The sequence below is a fragment of the Cognatiluteimonas sedimenti genome, from assembly GCF_022808325.1.
Lineage (GTDB): Bacteria > Pseudomonadota > Gammaproteobacteria > Xanthomonadales > Xanthomonadaceae > Cognatiluteimonas > Cognatiluteimonas sedimenti.
Genome location: NZ_JALGCL010000001.1, coordinates 1,144,473 through 1,164,464, shown reverse-complemented (window position 1 = coordinate 1,164,464; position 19,992 = coordinate 1,144,473). Strand labels below are relative to the sequence as shown.

The 19,992-nt window shown below is 69.8% G+C and carries 20 protein-coding genes; 13 read left to right on the top strand and 7 right to left on the bottom strand.

All coding sequences use genetic code 11. The annotated features are described in order from the left end of the window. Window positions 1–15 precede the first annotated feature (15 nt). The 13 genes from MQC88_RS05615 to MQC88_RS05555 all read left to right on the top strand — a co-directional run bounded on the left by MQC88_RS05615 (window position 16) and on the right by MQC88_RS05555 (window position 11,912). Window positions 16–1,284, top strand: coding sequence for a sensor histidine kinase (locus tag MQC88_RS05615; protein ID WP_243319790.1), 1,269 nt, complete (start codon window positions 16–18; stop codon window positions 1,282–1,284). Between the two features lie 116 nt (window positions 1,285–1,400). Further along, entirely contained in the window at window positions 1,401–2,906 is a 1,506-nt protein-coding gene (locus MQC88_RS05610; RefSeq protein ID WP_243319788.1) for an efflux RND transporter periplasmic adaptor subunit, read from the top strand. Continuing rightward, on the top strand, window positions 2,903–3,607 hold the full coding sequence (locus tag MQC88_RS05605; protein WP_243319786.1) for an ABC transporter ATP-binding protein: 705 nt from the start codon (window positions 2,903–2,905) through the stop codon (window positions 3,605–3,607). The genes MQC88_RS05610 and MQC88_RS05605 overlap by 4 nt, the downstream gene beginning before the upstream one ends. Continuing rightward, window positions 3,604–4,845, top strand: coding sequence for an ABC transporter permease (locus MQC88_RS05600; RefSeq protein WP_243319784.1), 1,242 nt, complete (start codon window positions 3,604–3,606; stop codon window positions 4,843–4,845). Before MQC88_RS05605 ends, MQC88_RS05600 begins: the two co-directional genes overlap by 4 nt. Before the next feature lie 46 nt (window positions 4,846–4,891). Continuing rightward, the gene (locus MQC88_RS05595) at window positions 4,892–5,893 is read left to right on the top strand and encodes an isoaspartyl peptidase/L-asparaginase family protein (RefSeq protein ID WP_425491554.1); all 1,002 of its coding nucleotides are present in this window, start codon (window positions 4,892–4,894) and stop codon (window positions 5,891–5,893) included. A gap of 277 nt (window positions 5,894–6,170) precedes the next feature. Continuing rightward, window positions 6,171–6,551 (top strand): diacylglycerol kinase, encoded by a 381-nt coding sequence (locus MQC88_RS05590; RefSeq protein WP_243319782.1) that lies wholly within the window; start codon window positions 6,171–6,173, stop codon window positions 6,549–6,551. Between the two features lie 30 nt (window positions 6,552–6,581). Further along, window positions 6,582–7,322 (top strand): TerC family protein, encoded by a 741-nt coding sequence (locus MQC88_RS05585; RefSeq protein ID WP_243319779.1) that lies wholly within the window; start codon window positions 6,582–6,584, stop codon window positions 7,320–7,322. 67 nt (window positions 7,323–7,389) lie between these two features. Further along, a complete protein-coding gene (locus MQC88_RS05580) occupies window positions 7,390–8,028 on the top strand; it encodes a LemA family protein (RefSeq protein WP_243319777.1) in 639 nt (212 codons plus the stop codon). Between the two features lie 43 nt (window positions 8,029–8,071). Next, window positions 8,072–8,953, top strand: coding sequence for a TPM domain-containing protein (locus tag MQC88_RS05575; protein WP_243320307.1), 882 nt, complete (start codon window positions 8,072–8,074; stop codon window positions 8,951–8,953). A gap of 10 nt (window positions 8,954–8,963) precedes the next feature. Next, window positions 8,964–9,458 (top strand): TPM domain-containing protein, encoded by a 495-nt coding sequence (locus tag MQC88_RS05570; RefSeq protein WP_243319776.1) that lies wholly within the window; start codon window positions 8,964–8,966, stop codon window positions 9,456–9,458. Between the two features lie 130 nt (window positions 9,459–9,588). Then, window positions 9,589–10,500 carry a prolipoprotein diacylglyceryl transferase gene (gene lgt / locus MQC88_RS05565; RefSeq protein WP_425491553.1) on the top strand — a complete coding sequence of 304 codons (912 nt, stop codon included), beginning with the start codon at window positions 9,589–9,591 and terminating at the stop codon, window positions 10,498–10,500. A gap of 19 nt (window positions 10,501–10,519) precedes the next feature. Beyond that, complete coding sequence (locus MQC88_RS05560; protein WP_243319774.1) at window positions 10,520–11,314, top strand: thymidylate synthase; 795 nt, start codon at window positions 10,520–10,522, stop codon at window positions 11,312–11,314. Window positions 11,315–11,414: 100 nt separating this feature from the next. Then, window positions 11,415–11,912: a dihydrofolate reductase gene (locus MQC88_RS05555; protein ID WP_243319772.1), complete on the top strand. Its 498-nt coding sequence runs from the start codon at window positions 11,415–11,417 to the stop codon at window positions 11,910–11,912. An 11-nt stretch (window positions 11,913–11,923) separates the two neighbouring features. Here the strand turns inward: MQC88_RS05555 and MQC88_RS05550 are convergent, their stop codons facing one another. The 7 genes from MQC88_RS05550 to MQC88_RS05520 all read right to left on the bottom strand — a co-directional run bounded on the left by MQC88_RS05550 (window position 11,924) and on the right by MQC88_RS05520 (window position 19,971). Further along, window positions 11,924–12,796, bottom strand: a complete 873-nt coding sequence (locus tag MQC88_RS05550; protein WP_243319770.1) for a symmetrical bis(5'-nucleosyl)-tetraphosphatase — start codon at window positions 12,794–12,796, stop codon at window positions 11,924–11,926. Window positions 12,797–12,836: 40 nt separating this feature from the next. Further along, entirely contained in the window at window positions 12,837–13,235 is a 399-nt protein-coding gene (gene apaG / locus MQC88_RS05545) for a Co2+/Mg2+ efflux protein ApaG (protein ID WP_243319768.1), read from the bottom strand. 35 nt (window positions 13,236–13,270) lie between these two features. After that, window positions 13,271–14,104, bottom strand: a complete 834-nt coding sequence (gene rsmA, locus MQC88_RS05540; protein ID WP_243319765.1) for a 16S rRNA (adenine(1518)-N(6)/adenine(1519)-N(6))-dimethyltransferase RsmA — start codon at window positions 14,102–14,104, stop codon at window positions 13,271–13,273. Then, window positions 14,101–15,075, bottom strand: a complete 975-nt coding sequence (gene pdxA / locus MQC88_RS05535) for a 4-hydroxythreonine-4-phosphate dehydrogenase PdxA (protein ID WP_243319764.1) — start codon at window positions 15,073–15,075, stop codon at window positions 14,101–14,103. The genes rsmA and pdxA overlap by 4 nt, the downstream gene beginning before the upstream one ends. Window position 15,076: 1 nt before the next feature. Beyond that, complete coding sequence (locus MQC88_RS05530) at window positions 15,077–16,441, bottom strand: peptidylprolyl isomerase (RefSeq protein WP_243319761.1); 1,365 nt, start codon at window positions 16,439–16,441, stop codon at window positions 15,077–15,079. Beyond that, complete coding sequence (gene lptD / locus MQC88_RS05525) at window positions 16,438–18,807, bottom strand: LPS assembly protein LptD (protein WP_425491551.1); 2,370 nt, start codon at window positions 18,805–18,807, stop codon at window positions 16,438–16,440. The genes MQC88_RS05530 and lptD overlap by 4 nt, the downstream gene beginning before the upstream one ends. A gap of 231 nt (window positions 18,808–19,038) precedes the next feature. Beyond that, on the bottom strand, window positions 19,039–19,971 hold the full coding sequence (locus tag MQC88_RS05520; RefSeq protein WP_243319757.1) for a histone deacetylase family protein: 933 nt from the start codon (window positions 19,969–19,971) through the stop codon (window positions 19,039–19,041). Window positions 19,972–19,992 lie beyond the last annotated feature (21 nt).

The following is a 19,992-nucleotide window of genomic DNA, read 5'->3' as shown; positions in this document are numbered from 1 at the left end:
CCGGCGGTACCGGCCATGCCGCAGGGGCTGCCGCGCAAGCTGCGCTTCGCCTTCATGCTGCAGGTGGCGATGGCGAGCATCGTCATCCTCGCCGGCACCTGGGCGTCGGTGACGTTGGTCAAGCACGAGCTCGCCCGGCGCGCGCTGCAGGATGAGGCGGCGTATTTCTGGATGCGGCGCGCCGGCGATCCGGCGCATGCCGCGCCCGACGGCCGCCTGGTGCGCGGGTATGCCGTCGCCGCCGGCGCTTCGGCGGCGTCGTTGCCGCCCGCGTTGCGCGGGCTCGAGCCCGGCTTGTACGACCTGCAGGACACGATCGTGCTGGTCGACCAGCGCGACGACATCCGCCTGTACCTGACCAGCCCGCGGGCGACGATCGACCTGCTTTCGCTGCAGATGGTGCTGGCACCGATGTTGCTGGCGCTGTTGGCACTGGCCGCCAGCGCGTGGTTCACGTATCGCAATGCCAGGAAGCTGGTCTCGCCGCTGCACTGGATGGCGCGGGAGGTACAGCGCTGGGATCCGCTGGAGCCGGAGACCGCGGCCCTCGCACCCGACCATTTCCCGGCCGATGCCGGCATGGAAGCGCGCCAGCTCGCCGGTGCGCTGCAACGCATGGGCGAACGCATGCGCGCGTTCGTGCGCCGCGAGCGTGATTTCACCCGCGACGCCAGCCACGAGTTGCGGACTCCGCTGACCGTGATCCGGGTCGCCAGCGACCTGCTGCAGAACGACCCGGACCTGCCCCAGCGCGCCCAGCGCTCGCTGGCGCGAATCCAGCGCGCCGGGCGCGACATGGAATCGGTGATCGAATCGTTCCTGATCCTGGCCCGGGAGGGCGACATCGAGCCGCAGCGCGAGGATTTCGCGGTGCGCGACGTGGTGGCGGAGGAAGTCGCCAAGGCGCGCCCGCTGCTCGCCGGCAAGCCGGTCGAGTTGACGCTGGTGGAGAACGCCGACCCGCAATTGCACGCCTCGCCGCGGGTGTTCGCGGTGATGCTGGGGAACCTGCTTGCCAACGCCTGCACCTTCACCGAGCGCGGCCAGGTCGAGGTGCGGATCGAGCGCGATCGCGTGGTGGTCCGCGACACCGGCATCGGCATGTCGGCCGACACCCTGCAACGTGCGTTCGATCCGTTCTATCGGGCCGACCCCGACAATCCGTCGGGCAAGGGCATGGGCCTGTCGATCGTGCGCCGGCTTGGCGAGCGCTTCGGCTGGCCGGTCGGCCTGGACAGCGCGCCGGATCGCGGCACCACGGCCACGATCCGGTTCATGGCCTGAGTCGGCAAGGCAGGTCCGCCACGACCGGGCCGGAACTCGCCAAGCCGCGGGCTGTCCATTCAGCGCACGGACGATAACCTGTCCCCGCCTCCCGCCGTTCCGCGACCGGACCCCGCATGGGTAGACCTTCGACGCCTGCAAGCAGACGCAACTTCCGCCGCGCCGGCCCGATCGCCGTCGCCTGCGTGATCGCGCTCGCGACCTTGTGGTGGTGGCAGCAGCGCGCACCCCGTGCCGAAGCGGGCTACCGCACCGTCGCGGTGGAACGCGGCGACATCCGGGTCGCAATCTCGGCCACTGGCACGCTGAGCGCGATCTCGACGGTGACCGTCGGCAGCCAGGTCTCCGGGCAGGTGACCGAGGTACTGGCGGACTTCAACGACAAGGTCGCCAAGGGCCAGGTCATCGCCCGCATCGATCCGAGCACGTACGAGGCCCAGATCGAGCAGGGCACGGCCCAGGTCGCCAGCGCGCAGGCGTCGCTGCGGCAGGCGCAGGCAAGCCTGCGCAACGCCGAACTCGACTTCCAGCGCAAGACTTCGCTCGGCGGGCAGCAACTGGTGGCCAGGAGCGACATCGACCTGGCGCGCGCCGCGCGCGACCAGGCAAAGGCGCAGGTCAGCGCAGCGCAGGCGCAGATCCGCCAGCAGGCGGCCTCCACCCGGACCACGCGCGTCAACCTCGACCGCACCGTGATCCGGTCGCCGGTCGATGGCGTCGTGCTGACACGCACCATCGAGCCCGGCCAGACCGTCGCGGCCAGCCTGCAGGCGCCGGAACTGTTCACCATCGCCGAAGACCTGTCGAAGATGAAGATCGAACTGGCGGTCGATGAGTCGGATATCGGCCAGGTGCGGCAGGGGCAGGCCGTCACCTTCACCGCCGACGCTTTCCCCGATCGGCAGTTCCAGGGCAAGGTCGAGCAGGTGCGGCTGTCGGCGACGACCGCCAGCAACGTCGTCACCTATCCCGTGGTGGTCACGGTCGACAACAGCGATGGCATCCTGTTGCCCGGATTGACCGTCAACGCCGAGATCGAAGTCAGCAAGCGCGCCAATGTGCTCAAGCTCGCCAATGCGGCGCTGCGCTACAAGCCGGCGGACGACGCGGCGGCGGATTCGCAGGCCGCGGCCGCGGCCCGCCGGGGTGGCAGCGGCATTGCCGACGACCTGCCGCGCAACGCCGCGGCGTTGAAGCTCGATGCTACGCAGCAGGCGGCATTCGATGCCGCGATCGCCGCGATCAGGCTGCGCCAGGCGGCACGCGAGGCCGCGCCGCAGGCACAGGGCGGCAACAGCCTGTTCGGAGGACGCGGAAGAACGCGCAATGGCGGCAATGGCGGCGGCCAGGTGCCGACGCAGGTGCGCCAGCGCATGGTCGAACGCTACCAGCAGGATTTCGCCGCGTTCCGCTCTTCGCTCGACGATGCGCAGCGCCGGCAATGGAACCAGTCGGTGGCGGCGCTGATCGGCGCCACCCGCGTGGCGATCTACAAGCTGGTCGATGGGCAGCCGCAACGGACGATGGTACGGGTCGGCGCCAGCGACGGCACCGATACCGAGGTGTCCGGGGACATCCGCGCCGGGGACGAGGTCGTCACCGGCGAGCGCGCCGCGCAATGAACCTGGCTGTCGCCAAAGCCGCGGTGATCGAGACGCGCGGCCTCGGCAAGGTCTATTCCCCGGGCACGCAGGCCGAGGTGGTTGCGCTGAAGGGCGTCGACCTGCGCATCGCGCGCGGCGATTTCGTCGCGATCATGGGGCCCTCCGGATCCGGCAAGTCAACCCTGATGAACCTGATCGGATGCCTGGATACCGCCAGCAGCGGCAGCTACGCCTGCGACGGCGTCGATGTGTCCACGCTGGATGCCGAGCAGCTCGCCGCGCTGCGCCGCGACAAGATCGGATTCGTGTTCCAGGGCTTCAACCTGTTGCCGCGGATGAGCGCGCTCGACAACGTGGCGATGCCGCTGGGCTACGCGCGCGTACCGGTGCAGGAACGCCAGCGCATGGCGCGCGAGGCGCTGGCGTCGGTCGGCCTGGCCGAGCGTGCCGGGCACCTGCCCAGCGAACTGTCCGGCGGCCAGCAGCAACGCGTGGCGATCGCGCGCGCGCTGATCAACCAGCCGCCGATCCTGCTGGCCGACGAACCCACTGGCGCGCTCGACAGCAGGACCGGGGAGGAGATCCTGGCCTTGTTCAAGCGCCTGCGCGATGCCGACCATACCGTGATCATCATCACCCACGATCCCGAAGTGGCCAGGCACGCCGACCGCATCTTCATGATGCTCGATGGCGAATTGCAGGAGCAGGCGCGCGCATGACCTTCGTCGACATCCTCCGTACCGCCATCCACGCCCTGCGCGGCAACTGGATGCGCAGCGCGCTGACCTCGCTGGGCGTGATCATCGGCATCGCCGCGGTCATCGTGATGGTGTCGGTGGGAAAGGGCACGCAGCGCGAGATCGACAAGCTGGTGTCCGGGCTTGGGTCGCAGCGGCTGGATGTCTCGCCAGGTGCCGGCCGCGGTCCGGGGGGTGGCGGCGCGCGCCAGAGCGCGGGCAGCTTCTACACGTTGACCGAGGACGATGCCGGCGCGATCCGCGACGAAGTCGCGGAAGTGCAATACGTCGCCGGCGCGCTGCGCGGCAACACCCAGGTGGTGTATGCCGAGAACAATGCATCGACCAGCTGGCAGGGCGTGCAGGCCGACTGGTTCGACATCAACGACTGGAAGATCGCCGATGGCGCAGGATTCGACGCGCAGGATTACGGCGGCGGTGCCAAGCGCGTGATCATCGGCGACACCGTGCGGCGCACGCTGTTCGGCGACGACAGCGGCATCGGCCAGACCATCCGCCTGGGCCGCGTGCCCTTCACCGTAGTCGGCACGCTGGCACCAAAGGGGCAAGGGGGCTTCGGCCAGGACCAGGACGACGTGGTGATGGTGCCGCTGGAAACCGGGCGCCGTCGGCTGATGGGCGCGATGGGCATCCCGCCCGGCGCGGTGCAGCAGATCGCGTTGACGGTGGCCGACGCCAGGGACCTGGGCTACGTGCAAACCGAGGTGGAGGCGCTGCTGCGCCAGCGCCACCGGATCAAGCCCGGCGCCGAAGACGACTTCAGCGTGCGCAACATCAGCGAGATCGTCGCCACCCGCACCGCGACCACCGACCTGATGTCGAAACTGCTCGGCGCGGTCGCCACGATCTGCCTGGTGATCGGCGGCATCGGCATCATGAACATCATGCTGGTGTCGGTGACCGAGCGCATCCGCGAGATCGGCCTGCGCATGGCGGTGGGCGCCGGGCCGACGGACGTGCGCCGCCAGTTCCTGGCCGAGGCGATGCTGATCTCGCTGATCGGCGGCGTGATCGGGATCGTCATCGGCATCGCCGGCGCATTGCTGGTCGGCAGGTTCAGCGACCTGCCGGTGGCATTGAACGGGCAGGTGGTCGGCCTCGCCGCCGCGTTCTCCATCGCCACCGGCCTGTTCTTCGGCTACTACCCGGCGCGCAAGGCCTCGTTGCTGGATCCGATCGAGGCGCTGCGGCAGCAGTAGTGTCGGCGTGGCGCTATCCTGCGGCCATGACTGCGGGAGGATCGCCATGTTTCGTTGCCTGTTGCCGCTGCTTTTCGCCATGTCGGCCTTGAACGCCAGCGCCGCCGACAAGCCGCGCACCGCCCTGGTGATCCATGGCGGTGCCGGCACGATCGAGCGCAGCGCACTGGCCGCTGCGGACGAGCAGGCGATCCGCGCCGACCTCGAGCGCGCGCTGGATGCCGGCAACGCGGTGCTTTCCGGCGGCGGCGCCGCGCTGGACGCGGTCCAGGCCGTGATCGAGGTGCTGGAGGATTCGCCGCGCTTCAACGCCGGCAAGGGCGCGGTGTTCAACGCCGTCGGCGGGCACGAACTAGATGCGTCGATCATGGAAGGCCATACGCGCCGCGCCGGCGCCGTGGCCGGCGTCACCACGGTGCGCCATCCGGTCCAGCTGGCGCGGGCGGTCATGGAGCATTCGTCGCACGTGATGCTGGCCGGTGCCGGGGCGGAGGCCTTCGCCGACACCCGCCCGGAAATCGAGCGCGTGGCCAACGACTGGTTCGACACCGACGTGCGCCGGCGGCAACTGGAGAAGGCGCAGGCGGCCGAGCAGGCACGGGCGTCCACCGGCGTACCAGCGATTCCCGGAGGCTACTTCGGCACCGTCGGTGCCGTCGCGCTGGACGCGCGCGGGCACATCGCCGCGGCGACCTCCACCGGCGGCATGACCAACAAGCGCTGGGGCCGGATCGGCGACTCGCCGGTCATCGGCGCCGGCACCTGGGCGGACGAGCGCTGCGGCGTGTCCGGCACCGGCTGGGGCGAGTTCTACATCCGCAACGCGGTCGCGCACGACATCTGCGCGCGCGTGGCCTACCGCGGCGACAGCCTGGACACCGCCGCGGGAACGGTGGTGAACCGCGTCGTGCCCGCGGCAGGCGGTGACGGCGGCGCGATCGCGCTGGACGCCGAAGGCAATATCGCGATGCCGTTCAACACTTCGGGCATGTACCGCGGCTGGATCCGGCCGGACGGAAGCCGCGGCGTGGCGATCTTCCGCGACTGAACGCCGGATCGGGCCCGGCCTCGGACGCCCTGGGGCGGGCGCGACGGCGACGAAGGCATGGCAGATGCCCCACGGCAGTGCCGTTCCGGGATGGCGGCGGCCGTCGCCGCAACGGGCTTGTGGCAAAATCAGGGTCTTGGCCGCTGTCCCGCCGCCTGGCACCACCGGATTCCACCGCCCATGCCGATTCCCACGCGTTTCATCGCTGTCCGCCGAGCCGTGCCTCGTGCCCGGGGGCCGGGATGCGCCTGCGCCACCCCCGGGCCGGCGCACTGAAGTGGCGGACGAATTCGGCCATCTGCCGCGGCGACCCGGCCGCATCGTGCTGGCGACCAAATGGTCGCTGCAGGGGCTGCGTGCGGCCTGGTTGAACGAGTCCTCGTTCCGGCTCGAGGTCTACCTGTTCGTCGTGCTCGCGCCGCTGGGCCTGTGGCTCGGCGCGTCGGCGATCGAGCGCGCGCTGCTGCTGGGCAGTTGCATGCTGGTCCTGAGCATCGAACTGCTGAACTCGGCGATCGAGGCGGTGATCGAGCGTTACGGCGCCGAGCACCACGAACTGGCCGGGCGCGCCAAGGACATGGGCTCGGCCGCGGTGTTCGTGTTGATGTTGAACGTGCTTCTCACCTGGGGGCTGATCCTCGGCCCGCGCCTGCTGTGAACCCATCGTCTTGCCTGGAATGATCGCTCGATGAGTCTTGCCATGCTTGCCGACCCGCAGACCTGGATCCTGCTGGTCACGCTCAGTTCGATCGAGATCGTCCTGGGCATCGACAACCTGGTCTTCATCTCGATCGCGGTGAGCCGGCTGCCGCCCGCGACCCGAGAGCGCGCGCGCAAGTTCGGCATCGCCGCGGCGTGCGTCACCCGTGTCGCGCTGCTGCTGACCCTGGCCTACCTGGCGCACATGAAGGACGACCTGTTCACCGTCTTCGGGCACGGGTTCTCGGTGCGCGACATGGTGCTGCTGCTGGGCGGCGTATTCCTGGTGTTCAAGGGCGTGATGGAAATCCGCGACCAGGTCGCGGGGGAGCCCGAAGCCGAGGACATCCACACCAAGCCGGCGAACTCCTTCGCCGCGGTGATCGCGCAGATCGCGGTGATCGACATCGTGTTCTCGCTCGACTCGGTGATCGCCGCCGTCGGCATGGCCGACCAGTACGTGCCGGTGATGGTCGCCGCGATCCTGCTGGCGGTCGCCGTGATGCTGCTGGCGGCGCGGCCCCTGGGCCATTTCATCGACAACAACCCCACCATCAAGATGCTGGCGCTGGCCTTCATCGTGCTGATCGGCGCGTACCTGGTGGTCGAAGGCCTGGAAATCCACGTACCCAAGGCCTACATCTACGGCTCGATGGGGTTCTCGGCGATGGTCGAAGGGCTCAACCTGTGGGCCAAGCGACGCGCGCGCAGGCGGTTGCAGGAGGACTGACCGCCCGTTGTTGCGCCTTCACGCGCACGGTGCTGCAATGCCGCCGTCCCCTTGCCGGAGCCGGCCCATGCGCATTGCCTTGCTGATCCTGATCGCCGCGATGCTCAGCGGCTGCGGCTACAACCAGATCCAGCAGAAGGACGAGGCAGTCAACGCCGCCTGGTCGCAGGTGCTCAACGTGTACAAGCGCCGCGCCGACCTGGTGCCCAACCTGGTGGCGACGGTGAAGGGCTATGCCAGCCACGAGGAACGGGTGTTCACCGAGGTGACGCAGGCGCGTTCGAAGGTCGGCAGCATCAACGTCAACGCCGAGGACCCGGCCTCGCTGGCGCAGTTCCAGCAGGCGCAGGGCGAACTGCAGAGCGCGATCGGGCGCCTGCTGGTGGTCAGCGAGAACTACCCGCAGCTCAAGGCCGACCAGAACTTCCTGCAGTTGCAGGCGCAGCTGGAAGGCACCGAGAACCGGATCACGGTCGAGCGCCAGCGCTACATCCAGGCGGTGCAGGACTACAACACCTACATCCGCCAGTTCCCGACCAACCTCACGGCGATGGTGTTCGGCTACAAGCCGAAACCTAATTTCTCGGTCGAGAACGAGCAGCAGATCCAGCAGCCACCGACGGTGGACTTCGGGCAGCCCCCGGCTCCGTCGCCGCCGGCCGTGCAGCCGCAGGCGCCGGCACAGCCCGCACCAGCGGGCGGCTGATCGCGATCGCCCTGACCGCGGTGGTGACGGAGGAAAGCGGATGCTGCGCCGCCTGATCGTGCTGGCCGGATGGCTGCTGGCCTGCACCCTGGCCCAGGCGCAGCAGCTGGCGCCGATCCCGGCGCTGGTTTCTCCCGTCATCGATGCCACCGGCACGCTGGACGCGGCGACGGTACAGGCGCTTGAAGCGCAGGCGCTTGCACTGCAGCAGCGCAAGGGCAGCCAGCTGCAGGTGCTGCTGGTGCCGAGCACGCAGCCCGAGGACATCGCCGCCTACACCCAGCGCGCCTACGACCAGTGGAAGCTCGGCCGCAAGGGCGTGGACGATGGCGTGCTCCTGGTGGTGGCCAAGGACGACCGCCGCGTGCGCATCCAGCCTGGCTACGGGCTGGAAGGCGCGATCCCGGATGCGACCGCGCAACGCGTGGTCCAGGAATACCTGGTGCCGAAATTCCGCGCCGGCGACTTCGCCGGTGGCATCACCGACGCGACCGCCGCACTGGTCAAGCTGGTCGATGGCGAACCGCTGCCCGCGCCGATGGCCGACAACCGCGCGCGTGGCGGCGATGGCGGTGGCGACTGGTTGTTCGCCCTGTTCGCCGCGTTCGTGGTGGCGCAGCTCGCGCGCGGGATCTTCGGCCGCGTGCCCACGTCCCTGCGGGCGATCCTCGGCGCTGGCGCGGCCGGGAGTGTCGCCTGGCTGATCGCGCAGGCGGCCCTGATCGGCGGCGCCGGGGCGCTGATCGGCTTGCTGCTTGGGCTGGCCAGTGCGCAACCCGGGCGTTATGCGCGCCACGGCGGTTGGGGCGGATTCGGCGGGGGCGGCTGGGGGGGCGGTGGCTTTGGCGGCGGCGGTTTCGGCGGCGGCGGCTGGTCGGGCGGTGGCGGCATGAGCGGGGGCGGTGGCGCCTCCGGCAGCTGGTAGGAGGCGGGCGATGGCCGCGCGGGTACTCAAGCATCTGTTCGCACCCTCCGCCGGGCGCCTGTTCCCGGCCGAAACCCTGGAACGCATCGCCGCGGCGGTGGCCGAGGGCGAGGCGCGGCATGTTGGCGAGATCTGCTTCGCGGTGGAGGCGGCGCTGCCGCTGCGCGCGGTGCTCGCAGGGCACGCCGCCCGCGATCGCGCGTGCGACGCCTTCGCCCGCCTGCGGGTGTGGGACACGGCCGCCAACAACGGTGTCCTGCTGTACCTGCTGCTGGCGGACCACCGCATCGAGATCGTCGCCGATCGCGGCCTCGATGCGCTGGTCAGCGCCGAGCAATGGCGCGGCGTCTGCCAGCTGATGGAGGAGCGGTTGCGCACCGGCGAATCCGAGGCGGCGGTGCTGCAGGGCGTGGCCGCGGTGTCGGACCTGCTGGCCGAACATTTTCCGCGCGGGCCGGGGGCGGCGGACGAGAACGAGTTGCCGGATCTGCCGCAGGTGCTCTGAGGCGGGCGAGCCGCCGGATTTTCAGAGTCTGCAGGCCCGTGCCGCAACCCGCGGCGGCGCATTGGAAAGCCGGGGGAGCGGGTTTGCGTCTGGCGCGGCACAATAGCGGCTTCCCATCCCGGAGCCGCCGGTGACGCCCTACCTGCACCAGATCGACCCGATCGCCATCCAGTTCCCGGAATTCCAGCTGTTCGGCATGAGCCTGCATCCGGCCGTGCACTGGTACGGAATCATGTACCTGCTCGGCTTCGGCATCGCCTGGTGGCTCGGTCGTCGCCGCATCCGCGCCGGACGCCTGCCGGGCGTGGACGAGGCCGGCTTCGGCGACCTGTTGTTCTACGGCATGCTCGGCGTGATCCTTGGCGGGCGCCTGGGCTACATCCTGTTCTACGACCTGCCGGCCTATATCGCGCAGCCCTTGCAGGTGTTCAAGATCTGGGAAGGCGGGATGAGCTTCCACGGCGGCCTGCTCGGTGTCTGCATCGCGGTGTGGTTGTGGGCCCGGCAGCGCAAGCTGCATTTCTTCGACGTGATCGACTTCGTCGCGCCGCTGGTGCCGCCGGGGCTCGGGCTGGGCCGCCTGGGCAACTTCATCAACGGCGAGCTGTGGGGCAAGTACACGGAAGCTGGCTGGGGCGTGGTCTTCCCGCAGGCCGAATCCGCGCTTGCCGGGCTCGCGCCGGCGCAGTTGCAGGCGCAACTGGCCAGCGGCGCGCTGGACCGCTACGCACGCCATCCGTCGCCGCTGTACCAGGCGCTGCTTGAAGGACTGGCGATGTTCGTGGTGCTCTGGTGGTACTCGCGCCGGCCACGGCCGCGCTATGCGGTGGCGGGCGTGTTCGCGGTGCTGTACGGGGTGTTCCGCTTCGCGGTCGAGTTCGTGCGCGTGCCCGACGCGCAGCTGGGATACCTTGCATTCGGCTGGCTGACCATGGGCCAGCTGCTGAGCCTGCCGCTGGTGGCGGTCGGCCTGCTCTGGCTGTGGCTGTCGCGGCGTTCGCCTACCCTGCAGCCGCAACCGGCCCCGGCGGCGAAGGCCTGATGGCGAGGAGCAGGGCACGATGAAGCAATATCTCGACCTGCTGCGGCACGTGCTCGAGCACGGCACGCAGAAGGAAGACCGCACCGGCACCGGCACGCGCTCGGTGTTCGGCTGGCAGTTGCGATTCGACCTTGGCGAAGGCTTTCCGCTGGTCACCACCAAGAAGCTGCACCTGCGCTCGATCGTGCACGAGCTGCTGTGGTTCCTGAAAGGCGAAACCAACATCGCCTACCTCAAGGACAACAAGGTCTCAATCTGGGACGAGTGGGCCGCCGCCGATGGCGAACTCGGCCCCGTCTACGGCAAGCAGTGGCGCCGCTGGGCCGGCAGCGACGGCAGCGAGATCGACCAGGTCCGCTGGGTGGTCGACGAGATCAGGCGCAACCCGGATTCGCGCCGGCTGATCGTCAGCGCCTGGAATGTCGCCGACCTGCCGAAGATGGCGTTGATGCCGTGCCACGCGCTGTTCCAGTTCTATGTCGCCAATGGCAAGCTGAGTTGCCAGCTGTACCAGCGCAGCGGTGACATTTTCCTGGGCGTGCCGTTCAACATCGCCAGCTACGCCTTGCTCACGCACATGGTGGCGCAGGCCTGCGGGTTGGGGGTCGGCGACTTCGTGCACACGCTGGGCGATGCGCACCTGTACTCGAACCACGTGGAACAGGCGCGCGAACAGCTGGCGCGCACGCCGCGCGCGCTGCCGACGCTGAGGCTGAATCCGGGCGTGAGCGACATCTTCGGCTTCAATTACGACGACATCTCGATCGAAGGCTACGACCCCTTGCCGGCGATCAAGGCGCCGGTGGCGGTCTAGGCGCCGCATGCCTGCGCACGGGCTGCCGTACCTGCGCGCCATGCCCCCGAAGGACGGGAAAACGCTGGATTCCCGCCTTCGCGGGAATGACGGAAGAACAATGACCGAAGTCTCGCTGATCGCCGCGCTCGACCGGAACTTCGCCATCGGCAAGGGCAACGCGTTGCCGTGGCACCTGTCCGACGACCTCAGGCGCTTCAAGGCGCTGACCCTGGGCAAGCCCTTGCTGATGGGCCGCAGGACCGCCGAATCGCTGGGGCGCGCGCTGCCCGGGCGCTTGAACCTCGTGCTCACGCGAACCGGACGCGTGCCGTTCGAGGGCATGCAGCCGGTGGCAACGATCGAGGAAGCACGAGTCGTCGCCGGGCTGGAACAGGCGGCGGAACTCTGCGTGATCGGCGGCGGCGAGGTGTTCGCACTGGCCCTGCCGCTGGCGTCGCGCATGCACCTGACCTGGGTCGACACCGTGGTCACGGGCGCGGATGCGTTCTTCCCGTGTTTCGAACCGGGCGAGTGGCGCGAGACCGCGCGCGAGGCCCATGCGGCCGACGCACGCAACGCGTTCGCGTTCGAGTTCGTGGATTACCAGCGGGCCTGACGCATCCCGCTTCAGTGGCTGCGGACAGCCGGCGTGGTCGGCCGCGGCCGCGGCGGCGATGCCGGCACGTCGCGCCCCGGCACCTGCACGATGCGCAGTTCCTCGCTGTCCAGTTGCAGCGCGGTCAACTTGCCACCCCAGACCGCACCGGTGTCGATCGCGTGCACGCCATGGCCGATGAACAGGCCCAGCGTCGACCAGTGCCCGCAGACGACCCGCAAGTCGCGCTCGGCCCGGCCGGGGACCGCGTACCACGGATAGAGGCCGGGCTGCTGCGTGCCCGGCGGTCCCTTCTCGTCGAAGGCGATGCGCCCGCGCGGCGTGCAATAGCGCAGCCGCGTGAACACGTTGATGATTGCGCGCTCGCGGTCGATGCCGGCCAGCCGCGGCGACCACGCCGGGCGGTCGCCATACATGTTCTTCAGCAGCTTGCGGTAGCCATCACCGCACAGCGTGCGTTCGACTTCGCGCGCGTGCTTCTCGGCCAGCGAGGTAGTCCACTTCGGGGCGAGGCCGGCATGCACCATCATCCAGCCCAGGGCGCGGTCGGCGTGCAGCAGCGGCTGCTTGCGCAGCCAGGCCAGCAGTTCCGGCGCGTCGGGCGCGAACAGCACGCGCTGCAGGTCGGGGTTCACCCTGCGCTGCTCGTCGCTGCGGCGTTCGCCGATCGCCAGCAGCGACAGGTCGTGGTTGCCGAGCACGGTCACGCAGCTGGCGCGCAGCGAATGCACCAACCGCAGGGTTTCGAGCGATTCGCCGCCGCGGTTGACCAGGTCCCCGCAGAACCACAGTCGATCGACGGCCGGGTCGAAACGGATGCGCTCGAGCAGCCGCTGGGTCGGCGCGTAGCAGCCCTGCAAATCGCCGATAGCCCAGGTACTCATGCCCGCATGCTCATGGCCAGGGGTTCGTCGCCGGCACGGCTCAGTGCAGCGTGCGCGGCACGGCGAGGGTGAAGGCCGGGATTGGCGCCTCGAATCGGGTGCCGTCGTCGGCCAGCATCGCGTAGCTGCCGTGCATGGTGCCCAGGTGGGTTTCCAGGACCGCGCCGGAGGTGTAGGTGAAATCGTCGCCCGGGCGCAGCCAGGGCTGCTCGCCGACCACGCCTTCGCCCTCCACTTCCTCGACCTTGCCGTTGGCGTCGGTGATCACCCAGTGGCGTGCGAGCAGGCGCGCGGGCACCTTGCCCTTGTTGCGGATGTGGATGGTGTAGGCGAAGACATAGCGGTCCTGCTCGGGTTCGGACTGCTCGTCGAGGTAGCGGGCGGCGACGTCGATGTCGAGGGCGTAATCGCCGCCGCTGTCGTGGGTGCGGTCGTTCATGGCCACAGTGTAAGCGCGATGCGTGAACGCGCGGGCTAGGCTGGCGTGCGCAGGTTGGCCAGGCGGATGAAATCGGCGACCGACAACTGTTCGGCGCGCGCATCCGCGCGCAGTCCGGCGGCTTCCAGCATGGCGCCGTCGGCGACCCCGGAGAGGGCGTTGCGGAGGGTCTTGCGGCGCTGGCCAAAGGCCGCGCGCACCACCTGCGCGAAACCCGCCGGATCGTCGATGCCGATGTCCGCCGCCACCCGCGGCACCAACCGCACCACCGCCGAATCGACCTTTGGCGCGGGGCGGAACGCCCCCGGCGGCACGTTGAACAAGGGCGTGACCGCGCAATACGCCTGCAACATCACGCTTAGGCGCCCGTAGACCTTGCTGCCCGGGGCCGCGGCCATGCGTTCGACCACTTCCTTCTGCAGCATGAAATGCATGTCGCGGATCGCGGCCGCGTGGTCGAGGGCATGGAACAGGATCGGCGACGACAGGTTGTAGGGCAGGTTGCCCACCAGCCGGATCTGCGCGTCGCCGCCCAGCGCGCTGAAATCGACGTCGAGCACGTTGGCGTTGAGCAGGGTCAGCGTCCCATGCGATCGCGCCGCCGCGGCGAGCGGGACCAGCAGGTCGCGGTCGAACTCGATCGCGGCCAGGGCGCCATGGCGGTCGAGCAGCGGCAGGGTCAGCGCGCCCTGGCCCGGGCCGATCTCGACGATGCGGTCACCGGGTTGCGGGTCGATCGCCAGCACGATCTTCGCGATCACCCCGGGGTCCTGCAGGAAGTTCTGGCCAAGATGCTTCTTGGCGTCGCGGCGGAATCCCTCGGCATCCTGCGCCGTGCGGTGGCGACCCGGGGCGTGGCGCGGACTCATGCCGGGCGCCGGTTGCGCGCCAGGCCCGTGCACGCATCGATCGCGGCGAACAGGCTCGATGGATCGGCACGGCCGCTGCCGGCGAGGTCGAGCGCGGTGCCATGGTCGACCGCCACGCGCGGGTAGGGCAGGCCCAGGGTCAGGTTCACCGCGCGCTCGAAGCCGCTGTACTTGAGCACTGGCAGGCCCTGGTCGTGGTACATCGCCAGTACCGCGTCGACCTCGCGGAGTTTCGAGGGCAGGAAGGCGGTGTCGGCCGGCAACGGGCCGAGCAGTTGCATGCCCTCCGCGCGCAGCGCGGCGATGGCGGGTCCGACCACATCGAGTTCCTCGCGTCCGAGGTGGCCGTCTTCGCCGGCGTGCGGGTTCAACCCCAGTACCGCGATTCGTGGCGCGTCGATGCCGAAGTCATTGCGCAGCGCGGCATGCAGGATGCGCTGCGTGCGCTGCAGGCCGGCGACCGTGATGGCATCGGCGACCGCGCGCAAGGGCAGGTGGGTGGTGGCTAGCGCGACGCGGACGATGTCGTTGGCCAGCATCATCACCACGTCGCACCCGGCCTGTGCGGCGAGCAGTCCGGTGGTGCCGGTATAGGCGATGCCGCCCTCGTTGATCGTGGCCTTGTGGACCGGGCCGGTAACCAGGCCGTCGAGTTCGCCGCGCAGGCAGGCCGCCGCGGCGCGTTCCAGCGCAGCAACCACGCTGGCGGCGTTGGCCGGTTCCGGCTTGCCGAACGCGGCGGCGACAGGATGCGGCACCTCGACCAGCGGCAAGACGCCGGGGGACGCAAGCGCCTCGGCCGCGGCCAATGCCAGCGGCAGGCGAAGCGCGGCGGCGGCGCGTTGCAGGCTGTCGCGGTCGCCGTACGCGACCAGGTCGCAGTCCCATGGGCGCTGTGCGGCGCGAACGCACAACTCGGGGCCGACGCCGGCCGGCTCGCCCGGGACCAGCGCCAGCCGCGGGCGGGTCATCTCAGCCGCCGTCGGCGGGTGCCGGGGCGGTCGCGGGCGGCGCGGTTTCGGTCGCCGGGGCGGCGGTGTCGCCCGCCAGCCGGATCTCCACGTAGGACTCGCCACGCAACTCGCGCAGGTAGCGGTCCCACTCTTCCTCGAGCTTGCGCTGGCCGATGCCTTCGCGCACCTGCTGGCGGCGGTTCTCGTCGGCGGCAGCGACCTGGCGCGCGCCTTCGCGCTGCACGATGTGCCAGCCGGCTTCGGTCTTGAACGGGGCCGACACCTGACCGTCCTGCAACGCGGCGACCTGGGCGCCGAAATCGGCGCCGTAGGCATCCTGCGCGAACCAGCCGAGCTCGCCACCCTTGCCGGCGGTCGCGGTGTCGGCTGAATTTTCCTTGGCCAGGGCGGCGAAATCGGCGCCACCGGCAATGCGCGCGCGCAAGGTTTCGAGTTTCGCCTGCGCGGCCGCGTCGTCGGCGACGCCGCCTTCACCGGTGCGGACCAGGATGTGGCGCGCCTGCAGCTGGGTCACGGTGCCGGCGCCCGCGGCGCTGGCGTCGCGGGTGCCGACCAGTTGCAGCAGCTGGAAGCCGCTGGGACCGCGCACCGGGCCGATCACCTGGCCGGCCTGCATGGTGGTGATGGCCTGCGCGAAGGTGGGCGGGATTTCGCCCAGGCTGCGCCAGCCCAGGTCGCCGCCTTCCAGCGCATTGGGGCTGTCGGAGTAGCGCACCGCCGCGGCTGCGAAATCGATCTCCCCGCGGTCGATCTGGCCCTTGATGCCGTCGATCTTCTTCTGCGCGGCGGCGATCTGGTCCGGGGTGGCGCCTTCGGGCAGGCCGACCAGGATGTGGGCGAGGTGGTACTGGTTGCCGCTGGCCATGCCGGCAAGCGCGGCGTCCACCTCGCCTTCGCTGACGCTGATGCGGCTCTGGGCGAAGCTCTGGCGCAGGCGCTGGATGGCGATCTCGTCGCGGATCGAGCTGCGCAGGTCGGCGATGGTCATGCCGTCCCGGGCGAGCTGTTCGCCGAGCTGGTCGGGGGCGACGTTGTTCTGGCGGGCGACATTGGCGATGGCGCCATCGACCTCCTGGTCGCTGACGGTGATGCCGGACGCCGCGGCGCGCGCCACCTGCAGCCTCACCAGGATCAGGCGTTCCAGCACCTGCTTCTCGAGCACGTCGCGCGGCGGCAACTGGTCCTGCCGGGTGGCGTACTGCGAGAGCACGTTCTGCAGCGCGCGGTCGAGTTCGCTGCGCAGGATCACGTCCTCGTCGACCACGGCCACGATGCGGTCGACCGGCTGCAGTTGCTGGGCGGTCGCCTGCGCGGTGGAGAAAACCGCGGCGACGGCAAGGAGGCAGGCGAACAGTCTGTTCATGGCATCAGGTCGGGGGAAGTGTCGTCTTGGTCGTCGTCGTCGTTGCCGCTGGCCTGCGACGGCGGTACGAGGTAGAGGTCCTCGCGGTAGTAGCCGAGAATAGCACGGCGCAAACGGCCCTCCGTGTCCGGCCCGGCCGAGCCCAGGCCCTTGAGCTCGATCTCCAGCTGGATCGAATTGTTGAGCTCGCCCTCGCGGTTGCGCAGGTAGCGGCGACCGACCAGGCGCACCGCCATGCAGCAGCTGTCCCACTGCAGGCCGGCGATGCCTTCCAGCAGTTGCCGGTCGCGCAACGAATAGTAGTAGCGGCCGACCATGCTCCAGGCCGGGGTCAGCGGGTAGAGGAAGTTGAAGTCCACCTGCTCCAGCAGGTTGCGGCGATAGCGGTAGCCCAGGTTGACGATGCCGTCGTCGCCGATCAGGTAGCGGGTACGGACGCTGGCCAGGTCCTTGCGGCGGAACTTCGGGTCCCATTGGTAGGACGCGCCGATGCTCCAGCGGTCGTTGATGGCATAGCTGGTGTCGGCGACCCAGGCCGATTTTCCGCGTTCCACCGCCACTTCACCGGGTACGGTGACGCGCGACTCGTCGAAGTAGCGGATCTGTCCGAGGCTGGCGGACAGCTTCTCGCGACCGTCGGACTGGCGCAGCAGGCGCGTGGACACCGCCAGCGTGAGCTGGTTGGCATCGGTCTGTCGGTCGGCGCCGGTGTAGCGGTTGTCGCGGAACAGCTGGCCCCAGCTGAAGGTCATCGGCCGGGTGTCGAACAGCGGCAGGCCGGACTGGTCGCGATAGGGCACGCGCAGGTAGAACAGGCGCGGTTCCAGCGTGTGCAGGTAGCTCTCGCCGCCGATGCTGGCCTCGCGATCGAAGAACAGGCCCGCGTCCAGCGATGCGATCGGCAGGCTGCGGTCTGGCGCGTCGTCGCCCAGGCGCGCGGTCAATTCATCGTCGAGCCGGTAGCCGGTGTAGCGCCAGGCCAGCTTCGGCGTCATGAACCAGCTCGCACCCGCCAGCGGCATGCTGATGAAGGGCTTGAAGTCCATGCGGCTGCCGCTGGCCTTGTCGGGGTGGTAGAAGCGCACCGCTTCGGCGTCGAGCCCGGCCGTCAGCCAGCGCCCGAAGGGCTGTTCCCAACGGACGTAGGCGCGCGGCAGGCGGTCGTGCGGCAGCGCGCGTTCGCGCAGGGTGTAGTCGGCCAGCTGCTGGTGGCTCGCCATCACGCCGGCATCCCAGTACAGGCCGTGGCCATAGACGCCGATGTCGCTGCGCACGGAGTACGGCGACAAGCCGTCGATGTTGTTGCTGAAATCCTCGAGGTAGCGCGGATCGCTGATCCAGTTGAGGTTCGCGCGCGCCTCCCAGCTGCCGAACAGGTCCTGCTGGCCGGTGAAGCGGAAATGCCCGCGGTTCTCGCTGCGGCGGTTGTCGAGCGAATAACCATTGGCGAGGAACTCGGCGGTTTCCTCGTCGCGCTCGCGTTCGGTGAGCTTGTCGGACGGAAGGTAGTCGAAATCCAGGGTGCCGCGGCCGGTTTCGGTGAGGTAGCGGAACTGGGCGCCCAGCTGGAAACCGCGCTGGGTCATCAGCCGCGGCGTCAGGGTGGCGTCGTAGTTCGGCGCCAGGTTGAAGTAGATCGGTTGGCGGTAATCGAACCCATTGCGGCCGGACAGGCTGATGCGGGGGTACAGCAGTCCGCTGCGGCGGCGGTTGTCGATCGGGAACGGGAACCAGGGCACGTACAGCACCGGCACCTTGCCTACCCGGAGGATCGCGTTGCGCGCCACGCCCGTGCCGGCATCGGTATCGATGTCGATGCGCTGCGCGCGCAGTTCCCAATTGCGGTCGTCGGGCGGGCAGGTCGAGTAGGTGGCCCCGTACAGCGCGCCTTGCGACCCATGCATCTCGATGTGTTCGGCACCGCCGTTGCCACGTCGCGAGACCAGCTGGTAGCGGACGTCCTGGATGTTGTGGGTGTCGGTGTTCTGGTTGCCCTCGGCGCTGTCGGCCACCAGGCGCATGCCCGAATCCTGGTAGCGCACGCTGCCGTCGGCGAGATAGTGGCCGGTGTCGCTGTCGAAGGTCAGCTTGTTGGTGCCCAGGAACTGGTCGCCGCGGCGCAACGCGACGTTGCCTTCGAACTCGGGGCGGGCCTCGGTGCCGGCGAGCTGGTCACCCTCGATGTCGGTGGGCTGTTCGGTGCGGGTCTCGGCGCTGCCCACGGGTTGCTGGGCGTCGGCGAAGGCCGGCACCGCATCCTGGATCGGGCACAGCCGCCAATCCTCGGGGCGGTCCTCCGCGGCCTGTGCCGCCAGCGACATGGCGATGCAGAACGGCAATGGCAGCAAGCGGAGGGCTTTGCGCACGCGGACATCCGTGGGGCGGAAACGGCCGCTAGCTTGCCGCATCCCTTGTGTAGCGGCAATGCAGGCAAGGGCCTGGCGGCGGGGTGCCGGCCGCCATCGGATCCGGAAACCGGGGGAATCTGAATGACACGGCAGGCCTGGCGCCCGACGAACCCCATCCTTCGCAACCGGATGCTCCGGCCGCCTGGCTGTAAGGGTGCGCGACCGCCTGCCGCGCGGGCCCGCGCGGCGTCACTCCCCGGGCTGCGCCAACAGGGCTCCGACGTGGGCCACGCTGCATTCGCGCAGCGCGTCGAGGTCGTAGCCGCCCTCGAGCATCGACACGATGCGCCCCCGCGCGTGGCGCTCGGCGATCGTGGCCAGCTCCGTGGTCAGCCACGCGTAGTCGCCGGCCCGCAGTTGCAGTTGTGCCAGCGGGTCGCGCCAGTGGCCATCGAAGCCCGCCGACACCAGCAGCAGCTGCGGCGCGAAAGCATCCAGCACCGGCAGCAGGCGGTCGCGCCAGGCTGCGCGGAATTCGTCGCCTCCGGCGCCGGGGTGCAGGGGCGCGTTGACGATGTTGCCGGCGCCGCGTTCGCCGGCCATGCCGCTGCCCGGATACAGCGGCGACTGGTGCGAGCTCAGGTACAGCACGCGCGGTTCGTGCTCGAAGATCGCCTGGGTGCCGTTGCCGTGGTGGACATCGAAGTCCACGATTGCCACGCGCGCCAGGCCGTGTCGCTCGAGCGCCTGTGCCGCCGCCACCGCGACGTTGTTGAACAGGCAGAATCCCATCGCGGTGTCGCCGGTGGCGTGGTGGCCCGGCGGGCGCACGGCGCAGAAGGCGCGCCGTTCGCCACCCTCGAGCACGGCTTCCACCGCGGCCACCGCGGCCCCGGCGGCGCGCAGGGCGGCTTCGCCGGACCCGGGCGACAGGACCGTATCGGCGTCGAGCATGGCATGCGGCGTGGCCCGCGTTTCCAGCACGGTGTCCAGCAGCGATGCCGCGTGCACGCGCAGCAGCGCGCCGCGATCGGCGCGTGGCGCCTGGGCCCAGCGCAGCGCAGGCCCGAAAGCGTCGCGCAGTGCCACGGTCACCGCGGAGAGCCGCTCCGGGCGCTCGGGATGTATGTGGCCGGTATCGTGGCCGAGGCAGGAAGGGTGGGTATGGACCGTAAGCGTCATCGGCAGGCACCGCCATCGACC